Raw genomic sequence first — 23,125 nt, 5'->3', positions numbered from 1 at the left:
CGGGAGCGGCCTGGTTTGATGCCCCGGCTGTAGCTGGGTGATTCGCCGAGGGAGGGGGGCGGATGACAACCGTCTTGTTCGTCCTGGGCATGTCTCGAACCGGCACTTCCGCGTTGACACGCGTCCTGTCGCTGTCCGGGGCCGCGCTTCCGCCCGGCATGATCGGGTCCGCGCGGGGCAACCGGCGCGGCTACTGGGAACCACGTCAAGCCCATTACCTCAACGAGAAAATCCTCCGCCGCCACCGCAGCGACTTCCTCGACCCCACCCTGGGTCTCCACGACGGACCCGCCGAGAGCCGGGACATTGCCGAGATCAACGCCTACCTCACCGCACTGCCGCCAAAGAAGCTCTACGTCATCAAAGACCTACAGGTAACCCCGATGGCCCCGTGGTGGTTCGAAGCCGCTCGCATCGCCGGTTACAACGTCGGCGCGCTGGTCGCGGTACGCCACCCCCAGGAAGTCATCAAGTCCGCGACCGCGATGGCGCCCGCCGTCAAACCCGAACTCGCCGCCGCGCTCTGGCTGAAATACAGCCTGCTTGCGGAACGCTACACACGCGGGCTGCCCCGCACTTTCGTGGAATTCGTCTACCTCCTTGAGGATTGGCGGCGAGAGGTCGAAAGGATCTCCACGGCCCTGGACATCGAGCTGAACCCCGACGAGACCGCGATCAATGAATTCCTCGCTGCCGATGACTGTCACCAGCAGGCCGACGGACACGCATGCCCGGAGCCATTCGGCACCGATTGGCTGACCACGATCTATCACAATCTGCACCTGGCCGCGGGCGGCGACACGTGGAGCCAACAGGAGTTGGACCGCGTCTTCTGCGACTACCGGGACAGCGAAGAACGCTTGCGCACAGCGCGTGACAACTATCAGCGCGTCACCAAGACGCAGCGCTTCGTTCCCGGCAAGCTCATCCTCGAAATTGCCGCACTCGCGCCTGGGTGCGGCTGGCGACAGGTCGCTCAGACCTTCGCCGCGCCCGGGCCAGTCCCCCACCGGCGCAAAGGCACCTGGGCCTGAAACTCGTCGAAAGCGCTACGGCCGCCGCTGATCTGATGGAGAACTTCGCTCGCGCGCGCAGTGTTGGCTGACCGGGAGTGGTCGGTGCGATGCGTTACTTCACCCCGTCGAGAGTGAATATTGCACTCACGTACAATTTGCCCGTCCGACGGGGCCTGGTTTGACGCCCCGGCTTGTAGCTGAGTGATTCACCAAGGTAGGGACTGATGACAACTGTCTTGTTCGTCCTGGGCATGGCCCGATCCGGCACCTCCGCGATCACCCGCGTCCTGTCACTTTCCGGGGCCACGCTTCCGCCCGGCATGATCGGCGCCGCGAAAGCCAACCCGCGCGGCTTCTGGGAACCACGCCAAGCCAGCTACCTCAACGAACAGATCCTGCGCCGCCACCACAGCACCTCTGCCGACCCCACACTGCGCCTCCACGATGAACCCGCCGACGAACAAGACATCGCCGAGATCAACGCCTACCTGACCTCGCTGCCGCCGTCGGACCTTTACGTCATCAAGGATCTACAGATGACGCCGATAGCCCCGATGTGGTTCGAAGCGGCTCGCATCGCCGGTTACAACGTCGGCACCGTGATCGCGCTACGCCACCCCCAGGAAGTCACCAAGTCCATCGCCGCGATGATGCCGATCGTCAAACCCGACCTCGCCGCCGCGCTCTGGGTGAAGAACAGCCTGCTCGCCGAGCGCTACACACGCGGGCTGCCGCGCGTTTTCGTGGAATATGCATACCTGCTTGAGGATTGGCGCCGAGAGGTCAAAACGATCTCCACAGCCCTGGACATCGAGCTGAACCCCGACGAGACCGCGATCAATGAATTCCTCGCTGCCGATGAATGCCACCAGCAGGCCGACGGACACGCATGCCCGGAACCATTCGGCACCGATTGGCTGACCACTATCTATCACAATCTGCACCTGGCCGCGGGCGGTGACACATGGAGCCAACACGAGTTGGATCGTGTCTTCTCCGAGTACCGGACCAGCGACCAACACATGCAAACCGCGCTTGACAACTATCAGCGCGTCACCAAGGCGCAGCGCTTCATTCCACGCAAACTCATCCTCGAAATTGCCGCACTCGCCCACCGACGCAAAGGCACCTGGGCCTGAAGATTTCAGGTCGTTAGGGCCGGGTATCGGGTTAAACTGCGGCCGCTGATCCCTGGGCGCGAGGCTGAAAGGGCAGGATTCGCGATGAAATTTGCGTTGGCATGCTTCGGCAGTCGTGGCGATGTCGAGCCTTGCGTCGCTATCGGTCGGGAGTTGCGGCGCCGAGGCCACGACGTGCGCATGGCTGTCCCGCCCGATCTGGTGGGTTTCGTTGAGTCGGTTGGGCTGGCGGCGGTCGCTTACGGACCGGAGGTGCAGCCCATTCTGGAAGCGCACCGCGAGTTCTGGAAGCGTTTCTTTCGCAACTTCTGGAAAGTCCGGGATCTGATCGAGTTGCGGCGCGAAATCGCGGCGCCAGTTATCCAGAACTGGGAAGAGATCTGCGCGACGCTGACATCATTGGCGGATTGGGCCGACTTGTTGGTTACCGGCGCGAATTTCGAGCAGCCCGCCACCAACGTCGCGGAGCGCTACGACATTCCGCTGGCCACGGTGCATATGTTTCCCATGCGAGCCAACGGACAGTTCATGTCCTTCTTACCGGCGCCGCTGGGCCGCTCGGCCATGAAGGCGTACGAGTGGCTGGGGTGGCGCCTGGCAAAGAAGCTCGAGGACAAGCAGCGCGGTGAACTGGGTCTACCAAAAGCCACCGGCTCGGTGCCGCGAAGGATCAGCGAACACGGATGGCTGGAAATTCAGGCCTACGACGAGGTTTGCTTTCCCGAGCTGGCTGCCGAATGGGCCAAATTGGATGGGCGGCCATTTGTGGGCGCGCTGGTGTTGGACTTGCCGACGGACGCCGACAAAGAGGTGGCGTCGTGGATTGCGGCGGGAACACCGCCCGTTTTCTTCGGCTTTGGCAGCATTCCAGTGGAGTCTCCGGCCGACACGCTCGCCATGATCGCCGCGGCCTGTGCGGAGTTGGGCGAGCGGGCGTTGGTCTGCGCGGGTTGGACTGACTTCAGCAATGCCGCCCAGTTCGAGCACGTCAAAGTGGTGGGCGCGATGAATTACGCCGCCGCATTTCCGGCCTGCCGCGCGGTCGTGCACCACGGTGGCACGGGCACCACGGCCATCGGCCTATGCGCCGGCATCCCCGCGCTGATCCTTTCGACGGACGTCGATCAGACGCTGTGGGGATCTCGGGTGAAACGACTGAAGGTGGGCACTGCGCGTCGTTTGTCGCGCGCGACGCGGGATTCGCTGGTCGCGGACCTGCGCACCATCCTCGCTCCGGAGTACGTCGCCCGGGCCCGCGAGATCGCCACTCAGATGACCAAACCCGCCGAAAGCGTCGCGGCCGCCGCCGATCTTGTCGAAAAGTTGGTCTGCCTCAGTCCTCGATGACTACCCGCCCGAAGCATCGGGGAGGTAGTCAATCACGCAGTTTGACCGAACCAGCATGTCTTGAATGCAAAGGTGCTAGCCTCACCGAGTTGGGAGGGTTCGGACCTTTGGTCGGGTTCGGGTCCTCCAACGTTCGTCGGAGCGACCTTTCAGTTCTCGGACGCCTCGGCCGAACGGTTGGCATTTTAAACAAGGGGATTCCGGGGGCGACGGAGGTTTAGACCAGTGACCCGTGCCGACCAGCCCGAAAGGGTTTAAGCATGGCATCTGACTACACGAACCACAGGAAGATCCGCTCCTTTTCGGATATCGAGGAATTGTGTCGCCGCGACGACACTATCGTGACATTGTGCGGCGGCGGATTAGACAGTGCGTATCTCCTGGCGCAGCTGTCGAAACTTGATGTGCATATTATTGCGCTATCCGTCGATGTCGGGGACGACTTCGATATCGAACAATTCTCATACATCGCGGACAAACTTGACGTAGACATCACCCGAGTCGACTACCGAAAAGTATTCGTCGAGGAGTTTGTGTATCCGTCGATTCTTGCTGGCGGCCGATATCTCGGTCAGCATCCCATCAGCGCATCGCTGTCACGACCGTTGATTGCCCGGGTCGGCGTGGAGTTCGCGCGATCAGTCGGTGCCAAGTGTCTGCTCCACACAGCCAATCAGTCGCAGAACAGCTTGCGGAGGCTCAACGGAGCTATTTCCGACCTGGGTTTCGAAGGTTACTTCGGATCGCCCTACGAATTCGATGCCCTGGCCCGCGACTTCAAGCGGTTGGAACTCCGAGAGTCGTTTGGCATCTCTGGTTTCGCGGATCGGTTGATCAGTGTCGACACCAACGTGTGGTGCAGAGAGTTCGAGAGCGGCACTCTCGAGGATCCCGAAAGTTTCGCCATCGACGAAAACCTGTACCAGTGGTCCGTCGCATCTGAAACGGTAAGTCGCGTAATAGAGCTCCGCTTCGATAGCGGGCATCTCGTGTCGGTGGACGCGGAACCTGTCACTGACCTTGTCGACCTGATCTCCAGCCTCAACGCCAAAGTCGGCCGTTACGGTATCGGACGGTTCTCCAGCCTGGAGCATCTAGAAGGTGGTGAGAAGGTACTCGAGGTCCGTGAGGCGCCCGCGGCGACACTCATCCTCGAAGCTTTCGCTCAGCTCGCGTCAGCGACGGTCGAGGTGGAGACGCTTCGTTGGATGCGCACCCTCGGCGAAGCCTTGATCATGGAGGCCGTAGAGGGGCGATGGTTCCGCAGTCTCCGAAAGGCGTTGCAGTCCTTCCTTGAAGTGAGTGCTCACCGCGTCAGCGGAGACGTTCGATTCGCTCTTCGGAACGGGGGATTTGAACTCGCGGGCCTGAAGGCCGAATCACCGCTTTACATTCGTGATCGGGAGCAGTGGGAGTACCGCAAAGCCGCTGCGGCGAGGTCTGTGACTACAAGTCAGCTCGACGGCTCTTCCATCTTCACTTAGCGCGGCATCGGTGTTGGCCCGGCGTCACGTTCGCCGAGCTCGTGGGCGAGACGTCCTTGATCACCCGGACTTCGATGCGCGCGCCACGATGCGGCACGAAGGTGACGTGCTTCAGAGCCGGCTTCTCATCGGCTGCCGTAGTGGTGTTCAACTCGACCCGCCGCAGGATCTCACGCAGCGCGACGTGCATCTCGACCATGGCGAAGGTGGCGCCGAGGCAACGGCGGCTTCCGCCGCCGAACGACACCCAGGTGGTCGGGCTCAGGTTGGCGTCGATCATCCGCTCCGGATCGAACTGGTCCGGATCCGGATACAGGTCGGCGTTCTGATGCACCAGCCCGATCGCCGCGCTCACTGTGACGCCGGCCGGCAGTCGGTAGCCACCCACCTCGGTCGGCTCGGTCAGAAGCCGGGCCGAGCTGAATACCGCCGGGCGGCTCCGCAGCGTCTCCTTTATCACCGCTTCGAGGTACTCGTCGCCGGCCGGATCGCCCGCAGCGCTGGCGCCGGCGGCCCGCACCGCCTTGGCCAGCGCCGCCGGGTGGCGGGTCAGCCGCTCCAGCGCCCAGGCCAGCGACGACGCGGTGGTCTCGTGGCCGGCGCCGATCAGCGTCAGCAGCTGGTCGCGCAGTTCGCGGTCGTCCATCCCGCGCCCGTCGTCGTCGGCAGCGCGGACCAGCATCGCCAGCACATCGGTGCGTTCGGCCAGGTTGGGGTCGGCGCGACGCTCGGCGATCTCGGCGTACAGCAGGGCGTCGACTTCTGCGAATCGCCGGCCCAACCCCCGCCACGGGCGACGGTGCCGCAGGTTCGGCTGCACAATCGCCGGCGTCTCCCACGGGCGCAGATAGAGGAGCGCGGGTACGACCTTGCGCAGCGCGGTTAGCCGCGCCGGGTCGGTAACGCCGATGACGGTCCGCAGGATCACCTCGAGGGTGATCTCGGTCATCCTGGCCGCCACCGGAAAGCTTTTGCGCACCGGCCATCCGGCGATGTTCTCGGCTGCGATCGCGGCCATCTGATCGGCGTGGTTCGCGACGGCGTCTCGATGAAACGCCGGCATCATCAGACGACGCCGGTCGCGGTGCTCGTCCTCGTCAAGGACAAACAGAGAACTCTTGCCGAGTATCCCGCCCAACATCGAGTTCGCTTCGCCGGCATGAAAGACCCGCGGATCGCCGGCGAACACCGTCTTGATGTCGTCGGGATTCGCGAGATACACCACGGTGCCCTTCAGCGGTTCACGCACCGCGAACACGTCGCCGTAGCGGCGTTGACATGCGACCAAAAAGCGCAACCCGTAGCGCAAACTCAATAGAGACTGCACAAACAGGGGGAGGGGTGGTCCGGGCGGCAGCGTGGTAGACACGGCATCGGCCATCCGCCGATCCTAGCTATCTGGGATAGACAGGAATGCCCGGGGCTGATCGCCATCGGCGCTACCGCCGCTGCGGTCGCTAGGCGCCGCAGAGCCGACTCCCACCCAATCCCCATAAATGAGGAAACTTTTGTAGAAACGCTTACTCACGCCGTTAGCTTCCCTTACGATTTGGCACGGTAATCGTTTCAGGGGGGTCGGATGATACGGAGAACTGGTGAGCATGAGCCCCTTCGGAGACGACAACGGCAGCTTGTTCGTTGTGATCAAAGAGGAGCAGCACAGCTCGTGGACCGCCTTCGCTGAGGTTCTAACAGGCAGGCGGCACGTTCACGGCGAAGCGGACCGCGCTGCACGTCTCGAGCACATCAAACAGAGCTGGACCGATACCCGGTTGAAGAGACCGCGCGCGAGGTTGGTACAGGGCCAGGCTTTAGCTAAATAGGCGGCGCGGGACCTCCTATGGAGTTTGATGACCGCGCCCACCCGCTGACGCGCGCACAGCGAGAGATTTGGCTTTCGCAGGAAACGGGTCACTCCGGTACGGAGTGGCAGATCGGCATGCTCGGTCGAATTGAGGGTCCGCTCGACCCTGGTCTGCTCGAGTTGGCGGTCCGTCAAGTGGTTCACGAGGCCGAACCGCTTAGAGCCGCCTTTTTCCAGGTCGACGACCAGGTTTTCCAACAGGCGGTTGACTATCCGGACCTCGAGCTTGCCTGGTATGACCTCACCGACTCGCAGGATCCTGTGCAGGACGTCTATCGGCTGACAGCATCGATCCAAAGCGCTCCGATGCCGCTGAGCGGCCCGCTGTTCAAATTTGCGTTGATGCAGACGCGGGTTGATGACTTCTATTTGCTCGTGTGCTGCCATCACATTGTCATCGACGGAATCGGTATAGGACTCATTTCTCACCGGCTGGCAACCGTCTACACCGCAATTGCTACCGACGCAGCGGTCCCCCCTGCTTTTTTTGGTTCGCTGAATGACCTGATCGAGTGGGAGCGAGAATACGAAGCTTCCGACGACTATCTCGATGATCAGGCGTATTGGGCAAAGAATCTTCCGCTCGAAAGCGAACCGCGTTATCAGGTGGCTCAGGCCGCGGCCGGCCAGCGCCAAAGGCACGCGCCCAGTGCACCCGTCGAACTGGATCCTGTCGTCGTCGCCGCGGCCCGTGAGTTGTCGCACGCGTTGGGGGTGCGCCGCGCGTCGGTGATCACTGCCGCGTGCGCGCTGCTGGTGCGCGGGCGCGATATCGGAGGCTCGGAGGTTGTGCTCGATTTCCCGGTGAGCAGACGGGTGCGTCCGGAGGCACTGACGATGGCCGGAATGCTTTCCGGGGTAGTGCCGCTGGTGTTGAAAACTTCGCCGTTGTCCACGGTCGCCAGTTTTTGCGAACACGTCGACACGCGAATACAAGAAGCGCTGCAGCATCAGCGGTTCCCGGTGCGCGCTATCGAGAGCAAGGCGAGTTTCCGCGGGTCCGCGCAAGGATCGAATCGTGTGGTCATCAATTTCATTCCGACTACACGTTTAGCGGAGTTCGCCGGCGCTGCCGGATCGGGAACGGTGACCGATACCGGCCTGGTGGATCAGTTCGGCCTGGTCATTATCAGGAACGACGATCAGCTTTTCCTCAGCACGACCGGTGTTGGGGAACTGTTTTCCACTTCTGACGCCCGCGATTTAGCCAAGCGGCTGGAGCGGGTGTTGCTGGCGATGACCACCAACCCGGAGCGGGCGTTGTCGTCGGTGGCGCTGCTCGACGACTTCGAAAATGCCCGGTTGGCTGCATGGGGCAACACCACGGCGTCGGTCCGGCCGGCGGCCGGCGCGTCCATCCCGGTGCTGTTCGCCGAACAGGTCGCGCGCACGCCGGAAGCGGTGGCGGTGACCTTCGAGGGTCGCTCCATGACCTACCGCGAGCTCGACGAGGCCGCGAACCGGTTGGCGCACGTGCTGGCCGGCCAGGGTGTGGGCCCGGGTGAACGGGTGGCGCTGCTGTTTTCCCGGTCGGCTGAGGCGATCGTCGCGATCTTGGCGGTGCTCAAGACCGGCGCGGCCTATCTGCCGATCGACCCGGCGGTGCCCGACGCGCGGCTGGAGTTCACGCTCACCGATGCCGCGCCGGTCGCCGCGATCACCACCGCCGGGCTAGCCCATCGGCTGGCCGGTTGCGAGCTGCGGGTCATCGAGATTGACGCCCCCATCGACACGCCAGCCGACACGCCACCCGACACGCCACTGCCGTCGCCGGCGCCCGATGACATCGCTTACCTCATATATACGTCGGGTACGACGGGTGTCCCCAAGGGCGTCGCGATCACCCACCACAACGTGACCCAGCTGCTGGAGTCGCTGGACTCCGACATCGAGCGCGCGGGGGTGTGGACGCAGTGGCATTCGTTGGCCTTCGACGTCTCGGTGTGGGAGATCTTCGGCGCGCTGCTGGGTGGCGGGCGGCTGGTGGTGGTGCCCGAGTCGGTGGCGCGCTCGCCGGAAGATTTCCACGCGTTGTTGGCCAGCGAACAGGTCAGTGTCTTAAGCCAGACCCCGTCGGCGTTCTACGCGCTGCAGTCTGTCGATGCGCTGCAGCCTGAGCCGGGACGCCAGCTCGAGCTCGAGGCGGTGATGTTCGCCGGCGAAGCGCTGGAACCGCACCGGCTGCGCAGTTGGCTGCGCGACCACCCGGAATCACCGCGCCTACTCAACCTGTATGGAACCACCGAGACGACGGTGCACGCGTCGTTCCGGCAGATCGTGGCCGGCGACGTCGACAGCAATGCGAGTCCCATCGGTGTGCCGCTGGCTGGCCTCGGCTTTTTGGTGCTCGATGGGTGGCTGCGCCCGGTGCCGGCGGGCGTGGTCGGTGAGTTGTACGTGACGGGTGCCGGGGTGGGCGTCGGATATGTCGGCCGGGCGGGCCTGACCGCCTCCAGGTTTGTGGCCTGTCCGTTGGGGGGCGCTGAGACCCAGGGACACCGTATGTATCGCACCGGGGACCTGGTGTGCTGGGGCGCAGACGGGCAACTGGAGTATCTGGGCCGCGCCGACGAGCAGGTCAAGATCCGCGGTTACCGCATCGAGCTGGGCGAAATCCAGGCGGTGCTGAACGGGCTGGACGGCGTCCAGCAGGCGGTGGTCATCGCCCGTGAGGACCGTCCGGGTGACAAGCGCCTGGTGGGCTATGTGACCGGGACGGCGGATCCGGTCGGGCTTCGTGCCGCGGTGGCCGAACGGCTGCCGGCGTACATGGTGCCGTCCGCTGTGGTGGTGCTCGATGCGCTGCCGTTGACCGTGAACGGCAAGCTCGACAAACGGGCCCTGCCGGCGCCCGAGTACCACGGCGCCGAGCGCTACCGCGCCCCGGCCACCGCGGTCGAGGAGATCCTGGCCGGCATCTACGCCCAGGTTCTGGGGCTGGATCGGGTCGGGGTCGACGAGTCGTTCTTCGAGCTGGGCGGCGACAGCATCTTGTCGATGCAGGCGGCGTCGCGGGCCCGGGCCGCCGGCGTGCTGTGCCGGCCGCGCGACATCTTCGTCGAGCAGACCGTGGCCCGGCTGGCCAGGGTGGCCAGGGTGGCCGACGGCGCCGACGGCACGGTCGATGAGGGCCTCGGACCCGTGCTGGCCACCCCGATCATGCGCTGGTTGCGCAGCGTGGACGGCCCGGTTGAGCAGTTCAACCAGACGGTAGTGATCGAGGCACCCAGCGGGGTGACCGAGGCCGACGTGGTTGTCGTGCTGCAAGCCTTGCTGGATCGGCATGCCATGCTGCGGCTGTGCGCCGAGGACGACGGCGCCGGCGGCTGGTCGTTGCGGGTGCCCGACGCGGGGTCGGTGGATGTGGCCGCGTGCCTGCAATCGGTCGACGTGTTATCCGATGAGGCGCTGGTGGGCGCGCGGTTGCGGTTGAACCCGATGACTGGGACCATGCTCAGCCCGGTCTGGGTGGCGCCCACCAACCAGCTGGCGCTGACCATTCATCACCTGGCCGTCGACGGGGTGTCCTGGCGGATCTTGCTGGAGGATCTCAACCTCGCTTGGGCCCAGCATCGCAGCGGCGAACCGGTGACACTGCCGACCGGCGGGACATCGTTTGCCCAGTGGTCAGCGCTGCTCGATGAGCATGCACGCAGTCCCAAAGTCGTTGGCCAGGCGGACCTGTGGCGGCAAGTGGCGGCGGCGCCGGCCGCATTGCCGGCGGTGCGTCCCCAGGTGGACACCTTTGCCACTGCCGGGCAGCTGTCTGCGTCGTTGGATGCAGAGACCACCCGAACGCTTCTGGGTGCGGTGCCGGCGGCCTTCCATGCCGGGGTCCACGACATCTTGTTGATCGCGTTCGGGCTGGCACTGGCCGAATTTCTGGGCAACCGTGGTGCGCCGATCAGCATTGGCGTCGAGGGTCACGGACGTCACGAAGAGCTGTTCGCCGATGTGGACTTGTCGCGCACAGTGGGGTGGTTCACCACCAAATACCCGGTGGCTTTGAATGTCCGGGGGCCCGACGGTGAGCTGAGTTGGGCGCATGTGGTGGCCGGCGATGCAGCACTGGGCGCGGTGATCAAGCAGGCCAAAGAGCAGCTGCGGGCCCTCCCCGATGACCTGACCTATGGTGTGCTCCGCTACCTGAACGCCGACGTTGACTTGGCCGGCTCCGACCCGCCGATCGGGTTCAACTATCTGGGACGCCTGGGTGGTGCCGTCGAGCTGTCCGACGATCTGTGGCGGATCTGCCAGGATGCCATGTCGTTGACGGCGGCGGCGACGGCAGTGCCGCTGCCGCTGACACACACCCTGGACCTGAACGCCGCCACCGTCGACACCGACGCCGGTCCGCGCTTGCGTGCCGACTGGACGTGGGCGCCGTCGGCATTGGACGGCGCGCAGGTCAGTCGGCTCAGCCAGCTGTGGTTCGAGGCGCTCGCCGGTATCTGTGCGCACGTGCGAGATGGTGGCGGCGGGCTGACTGCGTCGGACATTGCGCCCGCGCGACTGAGCCAGCAGCAGATCGACGAGCTTGCGCGGCAGTATCGGATCGCCGACGTGCTGCCGTTGACCGCTTTGCAGCAGGGGCTGCTATTCCACTCCACAACTGCGCGCGATGCTGGCGACGACCTCTATGCGATGCAGTTGGATATCACCGTCGGCGGCGACCTTGATCGGCACCGGCTCCGCGATGCGCTGCAGACGGTAGTCAACCGGCACCCCAACCTGGTGGCCCGATTCTGCGAGCGGTTCGACGAGCCTGTGCAGATCATCCCGGCTGATCCCGAAGCGGGGTGGCGCTATGTCGAGCTGGATGCCGGTGATCACGACGAAGAGATCGAGAAGCTGCGTGCCGCCGAACGCGCCGCGGTCTGCGATCTGGCCGAGCAGCCGGCTTTTCGTTTGGCCGTGATCCGCACAGCGGATCACCAACACCGGATTGTGCTGACCGTTCACCACACCGTGGTCGACGGTTGGTCGCTGCCGATTCTGCTGCAGGAGCTCTTCGCCGGCTATCAAGGGAAGCGGCTGCCCGCGGCCCCTTCGTACCGCCGGTATGTCAACTGGCTGGCCGACCGAGATCTCGATGCCGCGCGTGCGGCCTGGCGCGGGACGCTCGCCGGTTTCGACACGCCGACCTTGGTCGGGCCGCCCGCCCGGCCGCGGCTCGGGACGCGAGGAGTCACGTCATTTCGGGTGCCGCAGGAGACCACCGGCGCACTCGGTGAGCTGGCCCGCTCGCACCACACCACGCTCAGCACCGTGCTGCAGGGTGCGTGGGCACAGGTGCTCATCTCGCTGACCGGCCAGCATGATGTCGCCTTCGGCGTTGCGGTCTCGGGCAGGCACGACGAATTGCCCGGCGCGGAATCGATGGTTGGCCTGTTGATCAACACGGTGCCGGTGCGGGCGAACGTCAGCGCGGCGACCACCACCGCCGACCTGCTCGAGCAACTGCAACGTGCCCACACCGACACACTCGAGCATCAGCACCTGGCGCTGAGCGAGATCCATCACCTCACCGGTCACCATCAGCTGTTCGACACCCTGTTCGTGTTCGAGAACTACCCGCTCGATACCGCGGCTTTGGTGGAGATCGGCGGCTTGAGCGTGGCCGGCTTCACCAACCACGAACGCAACCACTACCCGCTTGCGATGCAAGTGCTGCCCGGCAGCGAGCTCGACCTTCGCGTCGAATTCGACACCGACGTGTTCGATGCAGAGAGCATCGAAGCCCTCGTCGAGCGGTTGCAGACGGTGTTGGTGGCGATGACCGCCGACCCGGGGCGCCGGCTGTCGTCGGTGAATCTGCTCGATGCGGCCGAGCACACCCGGCTGGATGGCTATGGCAATCGGACGGTGTTGACCCAGCCGACGACGCCGGCGTCGGTTCCGGTGTTGTTTGCCGAACAAGTCGCGCGCACCCCCGGGGGGGTGGCGGTGACCTTCGACGGTCGCTCCATGACGTACCGCGAGCTTGATGAGGCGGCGAACCGACTGGCCCATCTGCTGGTCGGTGAGGGTGTGGGCCCGGGGCAGTTTGTGGCGCTGCTGATGGACCGCTCGGCGCAAGCGGTCGTGGCGATTCTGGCGGTGCTCAAGACCGGGGCTGCGTATCTGCCGATCGACCCGGCCCACCCCGATGTGCGTATCGAGTTCATGATCGCCGATGCCGCGCCCGCGGCGGCAATCGCGACGCCCGAGTTGGCCGGGCGCCTGGACGGGTGTGACGTCGTGGTCGTCGGTGTCGATGATCCCCGCATCGACGCCCAACCCAGCACCGCACTGCCGGCACCGGCGCCCGAGGACATCGCGTATCTGATCTACACCTCGGGCACCACCGGTGTCCCCAAGGGGGTGGCGATCACCCACCACAACCTGGCCCAGCTGCTGGAGTCGCTGGACACCTGGCTGGCACCGGAATTGGTGTGGTCGCAGTGGCATTCGCTGGCCTTCGACATCTCGGCGTGGGAGATGTGGGGTGCGCTGTTGCGCGGTGGGCGGCTGGTGGTGGTGCCCGAATCGGTGGCCCGCTCACCGCAAGACCTCAACGCGTTGCTGGTCAGCGAACACGTCAGCATGCTCATCCTGACGCCGTCGGCGCTGGGGATGTTGCCGCTGCAGGGTTTGGATTCGGTGACGTTGGTGGCGGCAAGTGAGAGCTGCCCGACCGAGGTGGTCGATCGGTGGTCGCCTGGACGGCTGATGGTCCACACCTACGGCCCGACCGAGACCACGGTGTACACGTCCCGGAGTGCGGCCCTGGCAGTGGGGTCGGGGGTGCCACCGATCGGCTCGCCGGTGGCGGGGGCGGCCTTTTTCGTGCTGGACCCCTGGCTGCGCAAGGTGCCGGCGGGTGTGATCGGTGAGCTGTATATAGCCGGTGCCGGGGTGGGCTGCGGGTATTGGCGCCGGGCGGGGTTGACCGCCTCACGGTTTGTGGCCAGTCCGTTCGGTGCTGCTGAGGCGCCGGGACAACGGATGTATCGCACCGGGGATCTGGTGCGTTGGCGCGCAGATGGGCAGCTGCAGTTCGTCGGGCGTGCCGACGAGCAGGTCAAAATCCGCGGCTATCGCATCGAGCTCGGTGAGGTGCAGAACAACCTGACCGCGCTGGATGGGGTGGAGAACGCGCTGGTGATCGCCCGCGAAGACCGCCCCGGCGACAAACGGTTGGTCGGCTACATCACCGGCACAGCCGACCCGGCCCAGATCCGCGCCCAGCTGGCCGAGCGACTCCCGACCTACATGGTCCCAGCCGCGGTGGTCGTGATCGACGCGCTGCCGATGACGGTCAACGGCAAACTCGACACCCGCGCCCTACCGGCGCCGGATTACGTGGGCGACAGTTACCGCGCCCCGGCCAGCCCGGTCGAGGAGATTCTGGCCAATATCTACGCGCAGGTCCTCGGTGTGGGCCGGGTCGGTGTGGACGACTCGTTCTTCGATCTGGGTGGGGATTCGCTGTCGGCGATGCGCCTGATCGCCGCGATCAACAAGTCGTTGGACGCCGGCCTTGCGGTGCGCACCGTGTTCGAGGCGCCCACGGTGGCCCAGCTGGTGCCCCGCATCGGCAGGGATGAGAGTCGACCGGAGCCACTGGTGGCTGTCGAGCGGCCGCCGGTAGTGCCGTTGTCGTTTGCCCAGTCCAGGCTGTGGTTCCTGGACCAGTTGCAGGGCCCCTCACCCGTCTACAACTTGACGGCCGCACTTCGGATCGGTGGGCTCCTGGACGTGGCGGCCCTCGGTGCGGCGCTGGGCGATGTGGTGGGCCGTCATGAGAGCCTGCGCACGCTGTTTGCCGAGGTTGACGGGGTTCCCCGGCAGGTGGTTCTCCCGGTGGAGCGGGCCGGTTTCAGCTGGCAGGTGATCGACGCCACCGACTGGGCGGACGCCCGCCTCGACGAGGCCGTCGGCGCTGCGGCCCGCGCCACGTTTGATTTGGCCACCGAGATCCCTTTGCGGGCAACGCTTTTCCGTCGGGCCGAGGATGAGCACGTGCTGGTCGCGGTGGCTCACCATATCGCCGCCGACGGCTGGTCGGTCACCCCGCTGGTCGCTGATCTGGGGGTGGCCTATGCCAGCCGGTGCGCGGGGCAGGCGCCGGGCTGGACGCCGCTGGACGTGCAGTATGTGGATTACACGCTGTGGCAGCGCGGCCAGCTGGGTGATCTCGACGATGGCGATAGCCGTATCGCCGAACAGCTCGCCTATTGGCAGCAGGCGTTGGCCGGAATGCCCGAGCGGCTGGCGTTGCCGACTGATCGACCGTATCCGCTGGAGGCGGATCAGCGGGGCGCCACGGTGGCGGTGGAATGGCCGGCCGAGCTGCAGCAGCGGGTGCGCGCGGTGGCCGGTGAGCACGACGCGACCAGCTTCATGGTGATGCAGGCCGCGCTGGCGGTGTTGCTGGGCAAGCTGAGCGCCAGCAGCGATGTGGCGGTGGGGTTCCCGATCGCCGGGCGTCGTGATCCGGCGCTGGATGAGTTGGTCGGGTTCTTCGTCAACACGCTGGTGTTGCGGGTGGATCTGGCCGGCGACCCCAGCGTGGACGAGGTGTTGGCGCAGGTGCGAGCCCGCAGCCTGGCCGCCTATGAGCATCAAGATGTGCCCTTCGAGGTGCTGGTGGAGCGGCTCAACCCGACCCGATCGTTGGCCCATCACCCACTGGTGCAGGTGGCGTTGGCCTGGCAGAACTTTGCTGGTGACGCGGCAGCCGGGTTGGCGTTGGGCGATCTGCAGGTCACCCAGCTGCCGGTGGACACTCGCACTGCCCGCATGGATCTGTCGTTTTCGCTGGCGGAACGTTTCACCGCGACCGGTGAGCCCGCCGGGATCGGCGGGACGGTGGAGTTCCGCACCGACGTCTTCGATGCGGCCAGCATCCACGCACTGATCGGGCGGCTGCGGCAGGTGCTGGAGGCGATGACCGCCGATACGGCCGGGCGCTTGTCGTCGATCGATGTGCTCGACCCCGGTGAGCGTGCCCACCTGGACCAGATCGGCAACCGGGCCGTGTTGAGCGCGGCGGCACCTTCTGCCGTGTCGATTCCGGCGTTGTTTGCTACGCAGGTGGTCCGCGCCCCGGCGGCGGTGGCGATCAGCGACGGCGAGCGCTCGTGGACCTATCGGGAAGTCGATGCGGCCGCTGACCGGTTGGCACACCAGTTGGTCAGCCATGGCGTGGGTCCGGGGCAGTGTGTGGCGCTGCTGTTTGCCCGGTCGGCCGAGGCGATCGTGTCGATGCTGGCGGTGTTGAAGGCCGGTGCGGCGTATCTGCCGATCGACCCGGCAGTGCCCGCGGCGCGGATGGAGTTCGTGGTTGCCGATGCCGCACCGGCAGCCGCGATCACCAGTACCGATCTGGCGAGCCGGTTGGACGGCTATGACCTGCTCGTCGTCATCGACGTCGGTGATATAGGTGATATCGAGACCTCGCCGATGGACGCCCCCGCACTGCCGACACCGGCCCCCGATGACGTCGCGTACCTCATCTACACCTCGGGCACCACCGGCGTGCCCAAGGGGGTGGCGATCACCCACCGCAACGTGACCCAATTGCTGGAGTCGCTCGATGCCGGGCTCCCGGCAGCGGGCGTGTGGCCGCAGTGTCACTCGTTGGCCTTCGACGTCTCGGTGTGGGAGACCTTCGGCGCGCTGCTGCGTGGCGGGCGGGTGGTTGTCGTACCGGAAGACGTTGTGGGCTCGCCGGCCGACTTCCACGCTTTGCTTGTTCGCGAACAGGTCGACGTGCTCACCCAGACCCCTTCCGCGGTAAGGGTTTTGCCGCGTGAGGGTTTGGATTCGGCCGCGTTGGTGGTGGTCGGCGAGGCCTGCCCGCCCGAGGTGGTCGATCAGTGGGCGCCCGGTCGGGTGATGATCAACGCCTACGGCCCCACCGAGACCACGATGTGTGTGGCGATCAGTGCGCCTTTGACCCCCGGCTCGGGGGTCCCGATCGGCTCGCCCGTGCCGGGGGCCGCGTTGTTCGTGCTCGACAGCTCGTTGCGGCCGGTGCCGGTGGGCGTGGTTGGTGAGTTGTATGTGGCCGGCCATGGTGTCGCCGACGGGTACGTGGGCCGGGCGGGATTGACGGCGTCGCGGTTCGTGGCGTGTCCGTTCGCGGGAGCACCGGGGGCACCGGGGCACCGGATGTATCGCACCGGGGATCTGGTGTGTTGGCGAGCCGATGGGCAGCTGGACTATCTGGGCCGTGCTGATGAGCAGGTCAAGATCCGTGGCTATCGCATCGAGCTGGGCGAGGTCCAGGCGGCCCTGGCCGGCCTGGATGGGGTCGAGCAGGCGGTGGTGATCGCCCGCGAGGACCGCCCGGGCGACAAGCGCCTGGTCGGTTACGTGACCGGCAACGCAGAGCCGGCCACCGCCCGCGCGAAGCTCGCCGAGCGCCTTGCCCCGTACATGGTGCCGGCCGCCGTGGTGGCGATCGACGCGCTGCCATTGACCCCTAACGGCAAATTGGACGTCCGCGCCCTGCCGGCGCCGGAGTACCGAGACGCCGACCGTTACCGCGCCGCGACCGACGCGGTCGAGGAGGTCCTGGCCGGCATTTACGCCGAGGTGCTCGGGCTTGATCGGGTCGGGGTCGACGACTCGTTCTTCGAGTTGGGTGGGGACAGCATTTCGGCCATGCAGGTGGTGGCGCGCGCGCGTGCCGCCGGGTTGGTGTGCAGGCCGCGCGACATTTTCGTCGAGCAGACCGTGGCCAGGCTGGCCCGCGTGGCCGGTGTGGCCGACGACGCGTCTGGCGTGGTCGACGAGGGTGTCGGGCCGGTGGTGGCCACCCCGATCATCCGGTGGCTGGAAAGTGTCGACGGTCCGGTTGACCAGTTCAATCAGACGGTGCTGGTGCAGGCCCCCACGGGGGTCACCGAGGCCGACGTGGTGGTCGTGCTGCAGGCACTGCTGGATCGGCATGCCGCGCTGCGGCTGCGCGTCGATGACGACGGCGCCGGCGGTTGGTCGTTACTGGTGCCCGAGGCGGGGACGGTGGACGCGGCCGGGTGTCTGCGGTCGGTGGACGTGTTGTCCGACGAGGTGTTGGTGGCGGCGCGGTCGCGGTTGAACCCTGGCGCCGGGGCGATGCTCAGCGCTGTATGGGTCGAGTCGACCAGCCAGCTGGTGTTGACCATCCATCACCTGGCGGTCGACGGGGTGTCGTGGCGAGTTTTGCTGAATGACCTCAATATCGCCTGGAGCCAGCATGACAGCGGGCAGCCGGTGGCGTTGCCGGCGCGGGGGACGTCGTTCGCCCGATGGGCGTCGCTGCTGGCTGAGCACGCGCGACACCCGGACGTCGTCGACCAGGCGGACGCCTGGAAACAGGTGGCGGCGACCCCTGCCACGTTGCCGGCGGTGCAGCCCGATTCGGATACGTTTGCCACGGCTGGGCAGTTGGCGGCGGAGCTGGACGTCGAAACCACCCGCATGCTGCTCAGTGAGGTGCCGACTGCGTTCCATGCCGGAGTACACGACATCTTGTTGATCGCGTTCGGGCTGGCGTTGGCGGAGTTTTCCGGCAAAGGCGGTCCGGCCGGGATCGACGTCGAGGGCCACGGGCGCCACGAGGAACTGGCCTCCGACGTGGACTTGTCGCACACCGTGGGCTGGTTCACCACCAAATACCCGGTGGCTTTGAATGTCGGGGGGCCTGGAAGTGGCCTGTCCTGGGCGCAGGTGGTGGCCGGCGAAGCCGCGCTGGGGGCGGTGGTCAAAGACGCCAAGGAACAGCTGCGCGCCCTGCCGGATCCGTTGTCCTTTGGTTTGCTGCGCTACCTGAACCCCGACGTGGACCTGGCCGGATCCGACCCGCCGATCGGATTCAACTACCTGGGGCGCCTCGGCGGCGCAGCAGCCGGGGACGGGTCCGGTGATGTGTGGCGGATCTGCCAGGAAGGTCTGTCGCTCACCGGCGCCAGCGCGGCGGTGCCTATGCCGCTGGCGCATACCGTCGAACTCAACGCCGGCACCATCGACACCGATGCCGGCCCACACCTGCACGCGAACTGGACCTGGGCGCCCTCGGCGCTGAATGGCGAGCAGGTCAGCCGACTCAGCCGCCTCTGGTTCGACGCTCTGACCGGCATCTGCGCACACGTGCGGGCCGGTGGGGGCGGGTTGACGCCGTCGGATATCGCGCCCGCCGCGCTGAGCCAGCAGCAGATCGACGAGCTGTGCGGGCAGTACGACGTCGCAGACATTTTGGCGCTGACTCCGCTGCAAGAGGGGCTGCTGTTCCACGCCAGCGCTGGGCACGAATCAGGCGATGTGTATGCGGCCCAACTCGACATCACGTTAAGCGGTCGGCTGGATCGGGACCGTCTACACGATGCGGTGCACGCGGTGGTCAATAGGCATCCAAACCTGGCGGCGCGATTTTGCGACCAGTTCGACCAACCGGTGCAGATCATCCCCGCTGACCCGGTGGTGGAGTGGCGCTATCTCGATCTTGTCGACGGCCTCGATGTTGCCGACGGCCACGATCTTGTCGAAGCCGCCGATCAGCAGGTCGAGCAATTCTGCGCCGCCGAACGCGCCGCCGTCTGCGACCTCGCCAATCCGCCCGCCTTTCGGCTGGCGTTGATCCGCACCGCACCAGACCAGCACCGGTTCGTGCTCACCAATCACCACATCGTGCTCGATGGTTGGTCGCTACCGATCCTGCTGCAGGAAATATTCGCCGGCTATCACGGGCAGCGGCTGCCGACGGCCGCGCCGTATCGCAGCTTCATCGCCTGGCTGGCCGATCGCGACCTCGATGCCGCGCGCGCGGCATGGCTCGAGGTGCTGGCGGGTTTTGCCACCCCCACCTTGGTCGGCCCCTCGCAGGGGTCGATGCTCGGCGCGCGAGGCGTTGCGTCGTTCCGGATCTCCGAGCAGACCACGCGGGGCCTTGACGAACTGGCGCGCTCGCGGCACACCACCGTCAACACCGTGCTGCAGGGCGCCTGGGCGCAGATACTGATGTGGCTGACCGGCCACCACGATGTCGCATTCGGCGTCGCGGTCGCGGGGCGGCCGGCCGAGGTGCCCGGCGCCGACGCGATGGTGGGGCTACTACTCAACACGGTGCCGGTCCGCGCGCATATCACCACCGCAACCACCACCGCCGACCTGCTGGATCAGCTGCAAAGCGCGCACAGCTACACGCTTGAGCACCAACACCTTTCGCTCACCGAGATCCATCGGATCACCGGCCACGACCAACTGTTCGACACCCTTTTCGCCTTCGAAAACTACCCGGTCGACACCACCGCATTGGCAGGCGCCGACGGGCTGGCCATCACCGAGTTCGCCAGCCGCGAATCCACCGACTACCCGCTGACAATCCAGGCTCTGCCGGGCAGCGAACTGGGCCTGCGCCTCGAATACGACACCGACGTGTTCGACGCCGAGTTCATCGAAACGCTCATCAACCAGCTGGAGCGGGTGTTGGTGGCGATGGCCGCCGATCCCGCCCGGCGGCTGTCGTCGATGGATGTGCTGGATGACGATGAGCGCGCCCGCCTGGATCGGTGGGGTAACCGGGCGGTGCTGACTAAGTTGCCGGCGACGGCATCGGTGCCGGAGTTATTTGGTGCACAGGTGGCCCGGGCCCCTGAGGCGGTCGCGCTGGTCTGCGGCGAGCGTTCGTGGACCTACCAGGAGCTGGAGGAAGCGGCGAACCGGTTGGCGCACCTGCTGGCCGGTCACGGGGTGGGCCCGGGCGAGCGGGTGGCGTTGATGTTCCCCCGGTCGGCCGAGGCGATCGTGACGATTTTGGCGGTGCTCAAGACGGGTGCGGCCTATCTCCCAATAGACCCGGCGTTGCCGGCGGCCCGGGTCGAGTTCATGCTGACCGACGCCGCGCCCATAGCCGCGGTCACCACCACTGATTTGGTCGACCGGTTCGATGGGCACCGGATGTTGGTGCTCGACGTGAACGACCCCGCCGTTGCTGCGCAGCCCAGCACAGCGTTGCCCGCGCCGGCCCCGGACGAGATGGCCCACATCATCTACACGTCGGGTACCACCGGGTTGCCTAAGGGGGTAGCGGTCACCCAGCGCAACGTGACGCAGCTGTTCAACTCGCTGCAGATCGGGGTGCCGTTGGAGCCGGGGCAGGTGTGGACGCAGTTCCACTCGTATGCGTTCGACTTCTCGGTGTGGGAGATCTGGGGTGCGCTGCTGTATGGCGGGCGGTTGGTGGTGGTGCCCGACTCGGCGACCCGCTCCCCGGAAGACTTCCACGCCTTGCTCGTGCGTGAACAGGTCACGGTGCTGACCCAGACGCCCTCGGCGGTGGCGGTGCTGCCGGTGCAAGGCCTGGATGCGGCGGCGTTGGTGATCGGTGCGGAGCCCTGCCCGCCGGAATTGGTGGATCGCTGGGCGCCGGGGCGCGTGATGGTCAACGTCTACGGCCCGACCGAGACCACGATGTGGTTGTGTGCCAGCGCACCGCTGGCGGCGGGATCGGGGTCCCCGCCGATCGGGGCGCCGGTGGCATGGGCGGCGTTCTTTGTGCTCGACGAGTGGTTGCGCCTGGTGCCCGCGGGTGTGGTTGGGGAGTTGTATCTGGCCAGTGCCGGTGTGGGAATCGGGTATTGGCGCCGCTCTGGGTTGACCGCGTCGCGGTTTATGGCCTGCCCGTTCGGCATGCCCGGGGCGCGCATGTATCGCACCGGCGATCTGGTGCGGTGGCGTGCCGACGGGCAACTGGACTACCTGGGCCGGGCCGACGAGCAGGTCAAGATCCGCGGGTATCGCATCGAACTCGGTGAAATTCAGTCCGCCCTGGCCGCGCTGGATGGGGTGGAGCAGGCGGCGGTGATCGCCCGCGAGGACCACCCCGGCGACAAGCGCCTGGTGGGCTATATCACCGGGACAGCCGATCCGGTCAGGCTGCGTACCGTGCTCGCCGAGCGGCTACCGGCCTACATGGTCCCCACGGCGGTCGTGGTGGTGGCGGCGCTGCCGGTGACGGTCAACGGCAAACTCGACGTCCGCGCGCTACCGGCACCCGACTACCAGGACGCCGCTCAGTACCGCGCCCCGGCCAGCCCCACCGAGGAGATCCTGGCCGGCATCTACGCCCAGGTCCTGGGCGTCGAGCGGGTCGGCGTCAACGACTCATTCTTCGACCTGGGTGGGGATTCGCTGTCGACAATGCGCCTGGTCGCCGCCGTCAACGCCGGTCTGGATGCCGGCCTTTCGGTGCGCACCGTGTTCGAGGCGCCGACGGTGGCGCAGTTGGCGCCCCGTATCGGTGGGGATGAAGGGCGGCTGGAGCCCCTGGCGCCAAAGCTGGCCGGCGATCGGCCCGCGCAGATTCCGCTGTCGTTTGCCCAGTCCCGGTTGTGGTTCATCGACCAGTTCCAGGGACCCTCACCGGTTTACAACATGGCGGTGGCGCTGCGACTGGATGGGCGCCTGGATGCCGACGCGTTGGGGGCTGCGCTCGCCGATGTGGTGGGTCGCCACGAGAGCCTGCGCACACTGTTTCCGGCGACCGACGGCATACCGCAGCAGCTGGTCGTGCCGGTCGAGCGAGCCGACTTCGGCTGGCAGGTCGTCGATTCCGCCGCGTGGTCCGCGGCCCAACTAGCCGAGGCCATCCAGGAAACCGTGAGCCACAGTTTCGACCTGGCCGCCGAGATCCCGCTGCGGGCAAGGCTTTTCCGCGTCGGTGCGGACGAGCACGTGCTGGTTGCGGTGGTGCACCACATCGCCGCCGACGGCTGGTCGATCACCCCGCTGGTGGCCGACCTGGGTGTCGCCTACGCCGGCCGGTGCGCGGGACACGCCCCGCAGTGGGCGCCGTTGCCGGTGCAGTATGTCGACTACACGCTGTGGCAACGCGCGCAGTTCGGTGATCTGGCCGATAGCCAAAGCCGTATCACGACCCAGCTTGCCTATTGGCAGGACGCGCTTACCGGGATGCCCGAGCGGCTGGTGCTGCCGACCGACCGGCCCTACCCGACGGTCGCCGATCAGGTTGGCGCCACTGCGGACGTGGCCTGGCCCGTCGAGTTACAGCAGCGGGTACGCGAACTGGCAGCCAAGCACAACGCGACCAGCTTCATGGTGATGCAGGCCGCCCTGGCGGTGCTGCTGTCCAAGCTCAGCGCGAGTTCCGATGTGGCGGTGGGGTTCCCGATCGCTGGGCGCCGCGACCCTGCCCTGGACGAGCTGGTCGGGTTTTTCGTCAACACCTTGGTGTTGCGTGTCGATCTCACCGGCGATCCCACCGTCGCCGAGCTGCTGGACCAGGTG

6 protein-coding genes and 1 pseudogene (1 of these 7 running past the window's edge) are annotated in these 23,125 nt (G+C 66.3%); 6 read left to right on the top strand and 1 reads right to left on the bottom strand.

The features are described 5' to 3' along the window. Positions 1-62: 62 nt before the first annotated feature. The 4 genes from AC5Y21_RS07405 to AC5Y21_RS07390 all read left to right on the top strand — a co-directional run bounded on the left by AC5Y21_RS07405 (position 63) and on the right by AC5Y21_RS07390 (position 4,986). Entirely contained in the window at positions 63-1,034 is a 972-nt protein-coding gene (locus tag AC5Y21_RS07405) for a sulfotransferase family protein (protein WP_499910826.1), read from the top strand. 206 nt (positions 1,035-1,240) lie between these two features. Next, positions 1,241-2,155, top strand: coding sequence for a sulfotransferase family protein (locus AC5Y21_RS07400; protein WP_499910824.1), 915 nt, complete (start codon positions 1,241-1,243; stop codon positions 2,153-2,155). A gap of 84 nt (positions 2,156-2,239) precedes the next feature. Beyond that, positions 2,240-3,502 (top strand): glycosyltransferase, encoded by a 1,263-nt coding sequence (locus AC5Y21_RS07395; RefSeq protein ID WP_499910822.1) that lies wholly within the window; start codon positions 2,240-2,242, stop codon positions 3,500-3,502. A 260-nt stretch (positions 3,503-3,762) separates the two neighbouring features. After that, complete coding sequence (locus AC5Y21_RS07390) at positions 3,763-4,986, top strand: argininosuccinate synthase-related protein (RefSeq protein WP_499910820.1); 1,224 nt, start codon at positions 3,763-3,765, stop codon at positions 4,984-4,986. Here AC5Y21_RS07390 and AC5Y21_RS07385 read toward each other — a convergent pair. Further along, positions 4,979-6,367 (bottom strand): cytochrome P450, encoded by a 1,389-nt coding sequence (locus AC5Y21_RS07385; protein WP_499910818.1) that lies wholly within the window; start codon positions 6,365-6,367, stop codon positions 4,979-4,981. The two genes, AC5Y21_RS07390 and AC5Y21_RS07385, sit on opposite strands and share 8 nt — an antisense overlap. A 220-nt stretch (positions 6,368-6,587) precedes the next feature. On the opposite strand from AC5Y21_RS07385, the gene AC5Y21_RS07380 reads away from it, so the two are divergent. Together AC5Y21_RS07380 and AC5Y21_RS07375 are read left to right on the top strand one after the other, a co-directional pair. Continuing rightward, on the top strand, positions 6,588-6,809 hold the full coding sequence (locus AC5Y21_RS07380; protein WP_499910959.1) for an MbtH family NRPS accessory protein: 222 nt from the start codon (positions 6,588-6,590) through the stop codon (positions 6,807-6,809). A 17-nt stretch (positions 6,810-6,826) separates the two neighbouring features. Next, positions 6,827-23,125, top strand: a pseudogene (locus AC5Y21_RS07375) (non-ribosomal peptide synthase/polyketide synthase) (its annotated part continues 16,221 nt past the right edge of the window); the annotation flags it as partial.

The sequence above is a fragment of the Mycobacterium sp. NGS41 genome (assembly GCF_059812725.1).
This window is presented reverse-complemented; position numbering and strand designations above follow the sequence as displayed.

Coding starts and splice junctions, on each gene's coding strand:
- AC5Y21_RS07380 (WP_499910959.1), top strand. CDS start 6,588: ATGAGCCCCTTCGGAGACGACAACGGCAGCTTGTTCGTTGTGATCAAA.
- AC5Y21_RS07385 (WP_499910818.1), bottom strand. CDS start 6,367: ATGGCCGATGCCGTGTCTACCACGCTGCCGCCCGGACCACCCCTCCCC.
- AC5Y21_RS07405 (WP_499910826.1), top strand. CDS start 63: ATGACAACCGTCTTGTTCGTCCTGGGCATGTCTCGAACCGGCACTTCC.
- AC5Y21_RS07400 (WP_499910824.1), top strand. CDS start 1,241: ATGACAACTGTCTTGTTCGTCCTGGGCATGGCCCGATCCGGCACCTCC.
- AC5Y21_RS07390 (WP_499910820.1), top strand. CDS start 3,763: ATGGCATCTGACTACACGAACCACAGGAAGATCCGCTCCTTTTCGGAT.
- AC5Y21_RS07395 (WP_499910822.1), top strand. CDS start 2,240: ATGAAATTTGCGTTGGCATGCTTCGGCAGTCGTGGCGATGTCGAGCCT.